Here is an 8,620-nt window from a genome sequence, read left to right as displayed (position 1 = left end):
AGCGTTCAATCTGAGCCATGATCAAACTCTTCAGTTCAAACATCTTTGGGTTTTTAAGAAACCCTAAACTTGGCTCAGCAATCGTTGGTTACATCTTTGATTTCTCGCGGAGTAACTTGTGATGCTGGTAATCTTGTTGACTATCAGTCTGACTCCACAAGCACCCACACGAATTGCTTGATTCAGTTGTTAAAGAGCGGTTGGTTAAGAGCTTTCGTCTCAACCGAGGCGCGCATTCTACAGCAGCCTCTGTTGCTGTCAAGTGATTATTTTCAGAAGCTTTCAAAGTTTCCTTTGTAACTTCAACCACTTGCGCCTTCGATCTCTCGTTAGCGGGAGGCGAATTCTACAGCGTTACTCGCTGCTGTCAACACCTCTTTTTCTCCGCTTTCGACCGAGAAGATCGAACCGTCAATAAGGCAATAACACACTGCCTTACCAACTCCTTCTGGCTTCGATGAACTGAAGCGTAACCACTGCCGAAAACTGCATAACTCATTGTTTACCAAGGAGTTTTCCGTTTCGACTGCGCCGGAAGTGGGGCGAATTATAGACTTCCAGAATCTGCCGTCAACCCCTGATTTGATTTTTCTATCAGGATGTTCAAAATCGCTGCTTATATATAGATGCACCTGCAACGAATGCGCAGTATATTGCCCAACACATAAAACAATACTCTCGCTTGCTACTTCGGACGATGCCACGCAATGAATGACCACCCCCGCAGTCTTGCCTCGACTCTGTTCTCGGTTGGCCTGCTCTTGATAGCCATGGCATCGATCCAGTCCGGAGCCTCCCTGGCCAAAAGCATGTTCCCGGTTATCGGTGCTCAAGGAACGACCACCCTGCGACTGATCTTTGCCAGTGTGATCATGCTACTGATATTGCGCCCATGGCGAGCGAAGCTCACCGCGAAATCCCTGCGCACCGTTATCGTTTACGGAATGGCGTTGGGCGGCATGAATTTCCTCTTCTATATGTCCTTGCGCACTGTCCCTCTGGGTATCGCCGTAGCCCTGGAGTTCACTGGCCCATTGGCAGTCGCAATTTATGCTTCACGTCGAGCGATCGATTTTCTGTGGATCGCTCTGGCAGCCTTGGGTTTACTGCTATTGATCCCAATAGGCGCCACGAGCGCGGGCATCGATCTAGTCGGCGCAGGTTATGCCCTGGGTGCTGGTGTCTGCTGGGCGTTGTACATACTGTTCGGCCAGAAGGCCGGTGCTGATAATGGGGTGCAGACCGCAGCATTGGGCGTGATGATTGCCGCCCTGTTCGTAGCCCCCATCGGCATTGTCCACGCTGGCGCCGCGTTACTGACACCGTCGTTGATTCCCGTGGCCATCGGCGTCGCCATTCTGTCCACCGCCCTGCCCTATACCTTGGAGATGGTCGCCCTCACACGGATTCCAGCCCGGACCTTCGGTACGTTGATGAGCATCGAACCTGCGATCGGCGCGCTGTCCGGTCTGTTGTTCCTCCAGGAATACCTTTCCCTGTCACAGTGGATGGCTATCCTGTGCATCATTCTGGCTTCTGTCGGCGCGACCATGACCATGGGGAGCACCGCAAAGCCTGTGGTCGCAGCGGATTGAAACGAGATTTGACGAAGGTCTGGTATTTGCCGCTCAATTAGGCCATGTTTAGGCCACGTAACTCAGTGTCAGACATGGATTTTTTCAGATAGGGATATCAGAACGCTTCAAGCAAAAGCGAATGCAGGCAGACCCAGGCGCAGATCCGGGGCCGCGATTAAGGACAGCAATGAAACGAATTTTGATACTGATCGCCGTACTTGCAATTGCAGGCTGCGCGGCGACCTCGAAACCCCAGATGAAACACGGCAAGAAAGGACTGCATATCAACTGTTCGGGGCTCTCGTCCTCGTGGGACAAGTGCTACACCAGCGCCGCCAATTCGTGCGCGCCCAAGGGTTACAAGGTTATCGCCAAGTCAGGGGATGCGGTGGAAGAGCCCGGTGACTATCCGTTCGGCCTCAATCCGGCTGGCTACACCAGTCGCAGCATGATCGTCATCTGCAAGTAACCTCCTCCTATCGGGTTTGCGTGGCCCGACAGGCGCTTCGCCCGGATGCTGCTAACGTTTGTCAGTCAATGACCGTTCAGCAAAGGGCGATATTCATGACCACCGCTATCAATAACAGGAAAATCGTATTGGTCGTCGGCGCAGGCGATGCCACCGGCGGAGCCATCGCCAAACGTTTTGCCCAGGAAGGTTTCGTCGCCTGCGTCACGCGTCGTAGCGCAGACAAACTCCAGCCACTGGTAGATGCCATAACGGCCAGCGGCGGTGAAGCTCACGGTTTTGCCTGCGATGCGCGAAAAGAAGAGGACGTGTTTGCGCTTATTGAGCAGATCGAAACCGAAATCGGTCCCATCGAAGCGTTTGTCTTCAATATCGGCGCCAATGTGCCGTGCAGTATCCTCGAAGAAACCGCTCGCAAGTATTTCAAGATTTGGGAAATGGCCTGTTTCTCAGGGTTTCTCAACGCCCGTGAAGTGGCCAAGCGCATGGTCACCCGCCAACGGGGCACGATCTTGTTCACCGGCGCTACTGCCGGCTTGCGCGGCGCCGCAGGTTTCGCCGCCTTCGCCGGTGCCAAGCACGGGATTCGCGCCTTGGCGCAAAGCATGGCCCGCGAACTGGGACCGATGAACATCCACGTCGCCCACGTCGTGGTTGATGGCGCCATCGATACCGACTTTATCCGCGACAATTTTCCGGAAAAATACGCGACCAAGGATCAGGACGGCATTCTCGATCCCGAGCACATCGCCGACAACTATTGGTACCTGCACAGCCAGCCACGGGACGCCTGGACCTTCGAGCTGGATCTGCGCCCCTGGAACGAACGCTGGTGAACCCACCCCAACAAAAATAAGAAGAGCACATCGATCATGAGCAAAACTGTGGAGTTCTTTTTCGACCTCGGCAGCCCCGCCACTTACCTGGCCTATACCCAACTGCCGAATATCTGCAAACAGACCGATAGCCAGCTGATCTACAGACCGATGTTACTGGGTGGTGTCTTCAAAGCTACCGGCAATGCTTCCCCTATCACCGTACCGGCAAAGGGTCGCTACATGTTTCAGGATCTGGACCGCTATGCCAAACGCTATGGCGTACCGCTGAAGTTCAACCCTAACTTCCCCATCAACACCCTGATGCTGATGCGCGCTGTCACGGGTATGCAACTGCGTCATCCCGAACGCTTTCAGGCGTTTATCGATTGCCTGTTTCATGCCCTTTGGGTTGAAGGACGCAGTCTCGATGACCCGGCGACCGTCGCGGTCGTGCTGACGCAAAACGGTTTCGACCCGAACGAGGTGCTGGCGCTGACGGCCGATGAGGGCGTCAAAGCCGCCCTCAAGGAAAACACCGAAAACGCGGTACAACGCGGCGTGTTCGGAGCGCCGAGCATGTTCATCGGAAATCAGCTGTTCTTCGGCCAGGATCGACTGGACTTCGTCCTCGAAGCCCTGCGTGCGCAATAGCCAGAGATGAGCCAGGCGCTGGAAACAGCGCCTGAACTCAAGCCACTCAAATAGCCGCGGTTCGGGTGTTCAACCACTCAAGGGCCGCGCCATCGAGCAACGGGCTCAAGCGTTCACGCACCTCAGCGTGATAAGCGTTGAACCACTGCTTTTCGTCTTCGGTCAGCAGCGACGGTTCCAGGCAACGGGTGTCGATCGGGCACAGGGTCAGGGTTTCGAATTTCAGGAACTCACCGAATTCGCTCTTGCCTGCTTCACGATTCAATACCAGATTCTCGATTCGCACACCCCAGCGACCCGGACGGTAAGTGCCCGGTTCGATGGACGTGATCATGCCCGGCTGCATCGCGGTTTGCGGTGCCGCCGCGGCTTGATAGGCAATGACTTGCGGGCCTTCGTGAACATTGAGGAAGTAGCCGACGCCGTGACCGGTGCCGTGGCCGTAATCGACGCTTTCGGCCCAGATCGGTGCGCGGGCAATAGCGTCCAGCAACGGCGACAGGATGCCTCGTGGGAATTGCGCACGAGAAAGTGCAATCACCCCTTTGAGCACGCGGGTGCAATCGCGCTTCTGCTCGTCAGTCGGCGTACCCACCGGCACCATTCGGGTGATGTCGGTGGTACCGCCCAGGTATTGGCCGCCGGAGTCGATCAGCAACAGGCCATCACCCTCGATCACCGCGTGTTCTTCTTCGGTGGCGTGGTAGTGCGGCATCGCACCGTTGGCGTTAAACGCGGCAATGGTGTTGAAACTCAGCGATACATAATCCGGACGCCGGGTACGCGCCGCGGTGAGGCGTTCGTCGATGGTCAGTTCGGTGATGCGCTCACGCCCCAAGGCCACTTCCAGCCAGGCGAAGAATTCGCACAGTGCCGCGCCGTCCTGCTCCATGGCCCGACGAATATGCTCGGCGTCGGCCAGGCTTTTCTGCGACTTGGCCAGAGTAGTCGGGTTCAGGCCTTCGAGCAGTTTCACGCCGCTGTCCAGGTTATCCAGCAGACCGGCCGTGACCCGCGCCGGATCGACTTGCAGGCTCTCGCCGCTCGGCACGGCGCGCAAGGCGGCGGTTACTTCGCTGTAATCGCGCAGGGTCACGCCGTCCTGTTCGAGAATGGCGCGCAGCTCGGCGCTCACTTTGCTCAGGGCGACGAACAAGGTGGCCTGCTGCTGGCTGATCAGGGCGAAAGACACGAACACCGGATTGAACGACACATCGCCACCGCGCAGGTTGAACAGCCAGGCGATGTCATCCAGGGTGGCGATGAAGTGCCAGTCGGCACCGCGCTCTTTCAGTACCTCACGCAGTTTGGCGAGTTTTTCGCCACGGCTGACCGTCGCCTGAGGCGGCAAATGTTGATAGATCGCCTCGTTCGGCAGGCTCGGACGGTCACTCCAGACTTCACTCAGCAGATCGATGTCGGTGCGCAGACGTGCGCCACGTTCTTCGAGTTTGCTGCTCAGGGTACGCGCCGACGCCACGGCCATCACCGCGCCATCGACTGCGACGACGCCGCCTTCGGGGGTTTGCTCGGCCAGCCAATCGAGCGGGCCGGGTTGACCCGGTTGCAGCTTGACCAGTTCGATGCCGCTGCCCTTGAGCTCCTTGCTCGCTTGTTCCCAATAGCGGCTATCGGCCCAGACACCGGCAAAATCCGGCGTGACAATCAGCGTGCCGACCGAGCCGTGAAAACCCGACAGCCACTGCCGCCCCTGCCAATAGCCCGGCAAGTACTCCGACAGGTGCGGGTCGGCCGACGGCACCAGCAGAGCATGAATGCCCTCCCGGCTCATCAGCTCGCGGGTTTGCGCCAGGCGCTGGGGTACCAATCCATTGGTCAAAGGCTGTGTACTCATCGTGTCTCCTGCTAACCACTCATCATTATTATTCGGTGCCGATTGGCGTCGGCGCTTAAGGACCTGTTGCCCAGAATGCGGGAGCACTGGCGCAAGCTGCTTTAATCAGGTGTACCGCTTGATCGATATCCTGCTCGGTGGTGAAACGCCCCAGGCTCAAGCGAATGGTGCGACTGGCCGAGCGCGCGTCATGCCCCAGGGCCAGCAGTACATGGGACGGCGCATTGCTGGCGGAATTGCAGGCCGAGGTCGCGGAAAATGCGATCGAGGTGCTCAACGCCGCGGAACTGAATTCGCCTTCGTTAAAAGTCAGGCTCAGCGTATGGGGAATGCGCCGGGTCGGGCTGCCATTGAGGCGCACGCCGGGGATGCTCAGCAGCGGTTCGAGCAAGCGTTCACGCAAACGCGTGATGGTGGCTTTTTCTTCATCGAACGAGGTGGCCGCCAACGCGAACGCTGCACCCATTGCGGCAATCTGGTGCGTCGCCAGCGTGCCGGAACGCAACCCGCCCTCGTGACCACCACCGTGGATCTGCGCCTGCAGACGCTGTTGCGCGCGAGAACCGACATACAGCGCGCCAATGCCTTTGGGGCCGTAGACCTTGTGCGCCGAGAACGACATCAAATCCACTGGCCACCGGGCCAGATCGATCGCCACTTTGCCCGCGCCCTGGGCCGCATCAACGTGGAACAACGCATCGCGACCACGCACCACCTGTCCGATGGCCGGGATGTCGTTGACGGTGCCCAGCTCGTTATTGACCAGCATCAACGACACCAGAAAGGTGTCCTCACGCATCGCTTCGCTGACTGCTTGCGGAGTAATCAAGCCTTCGGCATCGGGCACCAGATACGTCACCGCAACGCCTGCGTCCTGCAACTGTTTTGCAGTGTCGAGAATCGCTTTGTGTTCGATCTGGCTGGTGATGATATGGCCGCCGGACACACCGCGGGCCTGAGCCACGCCCTTGAGGGCAAGGTTGTTGGATTCGGTGGCGCCGGAAGTCCAGACGATCTGCTGCGCCTGGGCGCCCACCAATTCGGCGACCTGGCGCCGTGCTTGCTCAACCGATTGCCGGGCCTGTTGGCCGAAGGCGTGGGAACTGGACGCTGGATTGCCGAAGTTACCGGTGAAACCCAGACACTCGACCATGACCTTGATGACCCGTTCATCCACCGGTGTGGTGGCGGCGTAGTCGAAATACAACGGACGTTTATTCATAAAAGACTCGCAGAGCGTGTTCCGGGATCAGGAAGCTCGTCACTGGAAGTTTCAAAGCGCCGCCTCATGAGCGACGCCGAATTTTCAGAACGACAGCAATACCTGATCGGAGGCCATTAAAGAAGAACAACTTCATTTAAAAGTGCGTAGGAACGCTCCTGAAGTCGAGCTTAACAGGCATCAGGCCACCGGATGAAGCAATGCGTCAGCTAAAACTGTCGAGCAATAACGGATACAGCGAAGCCACCAACATTAACGCCATACCCCAGTTGAACAGCCGCAACCAGCGGCGATCGCGCAGCACATTGCGCAACAGCGTGCCGCAACCGGCCCACACCCCGACGCTTGGCAGGTTGATCAAGGCGAACACCGCGGCTATCACAATCACATTGGTGAAATAGCCCTGCATTGGCGTGTAGGTGCTGATGGCACCGATGGCCATGATCCAGGCCTTGGGGTTGACCCATTGAAAGGCTGCCGCGCCCAAATAGCTGATCGGCTTGCCCTCGCCCTGTTCACCCTCGGCTACCGGCCCGGAATGAGCGATCTTCCACGCCAGGTACAGCAAATATGCTGCGCCAACATAGCGCAACACGGTGTAAAGCAGTGGATAGGTTTGAAACACCGCGCCCAAGCCAAAACCGACGGCAACCACCAGTATGAAAAAACCGCAGGTAACGCCCAGCATGTGGGGAATGGTGCGGTTGAAACCGAAATTAACGCCTGAGGCCAGCAACATGGTGTTGTTCGGACCCGGAGTAATCGAGGTGACAAGGGCAAACAAGGCAAAGCCCAGCAGAAGGTCGAGCGAGAGTGTCATGGGTGGCAGTCCATCAGGGTAAGTCAGGTGTTGACCCTAACGCACGCCTTGAGGGAAACCCACGGACAGTTGCGTGAAAGTTCGAGCAGTACAGTCGTCGATCAGCTTGGGCGGCCGTGCAGCTGTACTGCGCGTTCGGCGTTCATCTCGCCTTGTTTGTCGAAACTGAACGTTTTTGCCGGCTGGCCGAGCAATTCGGCTTTCTTCGCGTGGTACTCGTCGAAGGACAAGCCACGACGATTCAGGGCCTCCAGCGCCAGTTCCCGGGTTTCTTCAGCGGTGTAGGGCCGCAACTCCGGTGAAACATGGCTGGCGCATCCGGCGAGAACGGAGATGCCAAGTAGAAAAAAGGTCACGAGTAGAGATTTCATTTTCGAGTGTCCGGGTTCGGGGCAATGGACACAGGCTACCCACGGCCCTTGCAGGGCAGAAATCAACGCTTTCGATAGTGGGTATTGGATCAAGAGATTGCCCGAACCGTGGCCATGCTGCTCGTCGGGCACACGGTTGCGGGGAAGAGGCTGACCTATAGTTAATCGACCGGAAATCGGCGAAGGAACACCTTAACCCCACAATAAAGGAGAACCGTCATGAGCGTAAAACCTATTCCAGAGGGTTATCACAGCGTCACCCCTTATCTGGGCATTCAGAAAGCTGCCGAAGCCATCGACTTCTACAAGAAAGCCTTTGGCGCCACCGAAGTGATGCGTCTGTCCATGCCCGATGGCGGCATCGGTCACGCCGAACTGCGTATCGGCGACTGTCCGATCATGCTCGGCACACCCTGCGATCAGGGCCCATTGAGCAACCCGGACCAGTCGCCGTCCGTGGGGCTGCATCTGTATGTGAATGATGTGGACAAGTCCTTTAAACAGGCCATCGATGCCGGTGCCACGGTGGTGTCCGAGGTCAAGGATCAGTTTTATGGCGACCGCTCGGGGACCTTGAAGGATCCCTATGGGCATCTGTGGTTTCTGGCCACGCACAAAGAGGATCTGACTCAGGAGCAGATCGAACAGCGGGCGAAGGAGATGTTTAAGCAGGGTTGAGTTTTTCAGTGAGTGTTCGGGCCTCTTCGCGGGCAAGCCCGCTCCCACATCTATGGTTACCCCCTTTTCTGCAATACTGTTTTTGATGCGTGTTTGGCTTGCTTTCATCTATCCGGCGTCTGAGTGGGGCTGTGGCCCCGCGCCTCGATGAGAATCGAT

The 8,620-nt window shown here is 57.4% G+C and carries 9 protein-coding genes; 5 read left to right on the top strand and 4 right to left on the bottom strand.

Features of this window, described 5'->3' with window-relative positions; genetic code table 11:
• Positions 1 to 707 precede the first annotated feature (707 nt).
• From rhtA to MEB48_RS28790, 4 genes are all read left to right on the top strand, one after another.
• Positions 708 to 1,595, top strand: a complete 888-nt coding sequence (gene rhtA / locus MEB48_RS28805; RefSeq protein WP_237887093.1) for a threonine/homoserine exporter RhtA — start codon at positions 708 to 710, stop codon at positions 1,593 to 1,595.
• 169 nt (positions 1,596 to 1,764) lie between these two features.
• Positions 1,765 to 2,046 (top strand): hypothetical protein, encoded by a 282-nt coding sequence (locus MEB48_RS28800; RefSeq protein ID WP_030132257.1) that lies wholly within the window; start codon positions 1,765 to 1,767, stop codon positions 2,044 to 2,046.
• Between the two features lie 95 nt (positions 2,047 to 2,141).
• The gene (locus MEB48_RS28795) at positions 2,142 to 2,882 is read left to right on the top strand and encodes an SDR family oxidoreductase (protein WP_237887092.1); all 741 of its coding nucleotides are present in this window, start codon (positions 2,142 to 2,144) and stop codon (positions 2,880 to 2,882) included.
• A 36-nt stretch (positions 2,883 to 2,918) separates the two neighbouring features.
• The gene (locus MEB48_RS28790) at positions 2,919 to 3,515 is read left to right on the top strand and encodes a 2-hydroxychromene-2-carboxylate isomerase (RefSeq protein ID WP_237887091.1); all 597 of its coding nucleotides are present in this window, start codon (positions 2,919 to 2,921) and stop codon (positions 3,513 to 3,515) included.
• Positions 3,516 to 3,561: 46 nt separating this feature from the next.
• Here the strand turns inward: MEB48_RS28790 and MEB48_RS28785 are convergent, their stop codons facing one another.
• The 4 genes from MEB48_RS28785 to MEB48_RS28770 all read right to left on the bottom strand — a co-directional run bounded on the left by MEB48_RS28785 (position 3,562) and on the right by MEB48_RS28770 (position 7,783).
• A complete protein-coding gene (locus MEB48_RS28785; protein WP_237887090.1) occupies positions 3,562 to 5,370 on the bottom strand; it encodes an aminopeptidase P family protein in 1,809 nt (602 codons plus the stop codon).
• Positions 5,371 to 5,425: 55 nt separating this feature from the next.
• The gene (locus MEB48_RS28780) at positions 5,426 to 6,592 is read right to left on the bottom strand and encodes a cysteine desulfurase family protein (protein ID WP_237887089.1); all 1,167 of its coding nucleotides are present in this window, start codon (positions 6,590 to 6,592) and stop codon (positions 5,426 to 5,428) included.
• A 205-nt stretch (positions 6,593 to 6,797) separates the two neighbouring features.
• Complete coding sequence (locus MEB48_RS28775; RefSeq protein ID WP_095055520.1) at positions 6,798 to 7,412, bottom strand: LysE family translocator; 615 nt, start codon at positions 7,410 to 7,412, stop codon at positions 6,798 to 6,800.
• A gap of 101 nt (positions 7,413 to 7,513) precedes the next feature.
• Positions 7,514 to 7,783: a hypothetical protein gene (locus tag MEB48_RS28770; RefSeq protein WP_095055519.1), complete on the bottom strand. Its 270-nt coding sequence runs from the start codon at positions 7,781 to 7,783 to the stop codon at positions 7,514 to 7,516.
• Between the two features lie 219 nt (positions 7,784 to 8,002).
• Between MEB48_RS28770 and MEB48_RS28765 the strand changes: the two genes are divergently transcribed.
• Positions 8,003 to 8,461, top strand: a complete 459-nt coding sequence (locus MEB48_RS28765) for a VOC family protein (RefSeq protein WP_237887088.1) — start codon at positions 8,003 to 8,005, stop codon at positions 8,459 to 8,461.
• The last annotated feature ends 159 nt before the right edge of the window (positions 8,462 to 8,620 follow it).

Source organism: Pseudomonas sp. PGPR40, from assembly GCF_022014505.1.
Classification (GTDB): domain Bacteria; phylum Pseudomonadota; class Gammaproteobacteria; order Pseudomonadales; family Pseudomonadaceae; genus Aquipseudomonas.
Note: the sequence above shows the minus strand (reverse complement) of the source record. Positions and strands in the feature narration are given on the sequence as shown.

Excerpts from the sequence above, each read along its gene's own strand:
- MEB48_RS28795 (WP_237887092.1), top strand. The coding sequence starts at position 2,142 with ATGACCACCGCTATCAATAACAGGAAAATCGTATTGGTCGTCGGCGCA.
- rhtA (WP_237887093.1), top strand. The coding sequence starts at position 708 with ATGAATGACCACCCCCGCAGTCTTGCCTCGACTCTGTTCTCGGTTGGC.
- MEB48_RS28780 (WP_237887089.1), bottom strand. The coding sequence starts at position 6,592 with ATGAATAAACGTCCGTTGTATTTCGACTACGCCGCCACCACACCGGTG.
- MEB48_RS28775 (WP_095055520.1), bottom strand. The coding sequence starts at position 7,412 with ATGACACTCTCGCTCGACCTTCTGCTGGGCTTTGCCTTGTTTGCCCTT.
- MEB48_RS28790 (WP_237887091.1), top strand. The coding sequence starts at position 2,919 with ATGAGCAAAACTGTGGAGTTCTTTTTCGACCTCGGCAGCCCCGCCACT.
- MEB48_RS28770 (WP_095055519.1), bottom strand. The coding sequence starts at position 7,783 with ATGAAATCTCTACTCGTGACCTTTTTTCTACTTGGCATCTCCGTTCTC.
- MEB48_RS28785 (WP_237887090.1), bottom strand. The coding sequence starts at position 5,370 with ATGAGTACACAGCCTTTGACCAATGGATTGGTACCCCAGCGCCTGGCG.
- MEB48_RS28765 (WP_237887088.1), top strand. The coding sequence starts at position 8,003 with ATGAGCGTAAAACCTATTCCAGAGGGTTATCACAGCGTCACCCCTTAT.
- MEB48_RS28800 (WP_030132257.1), top strand. The coding sequence starts at position 1,765 with ATGAAACGAATTTTGATACTGATCGCCGTACTTGCAATTGCAGGCTGC.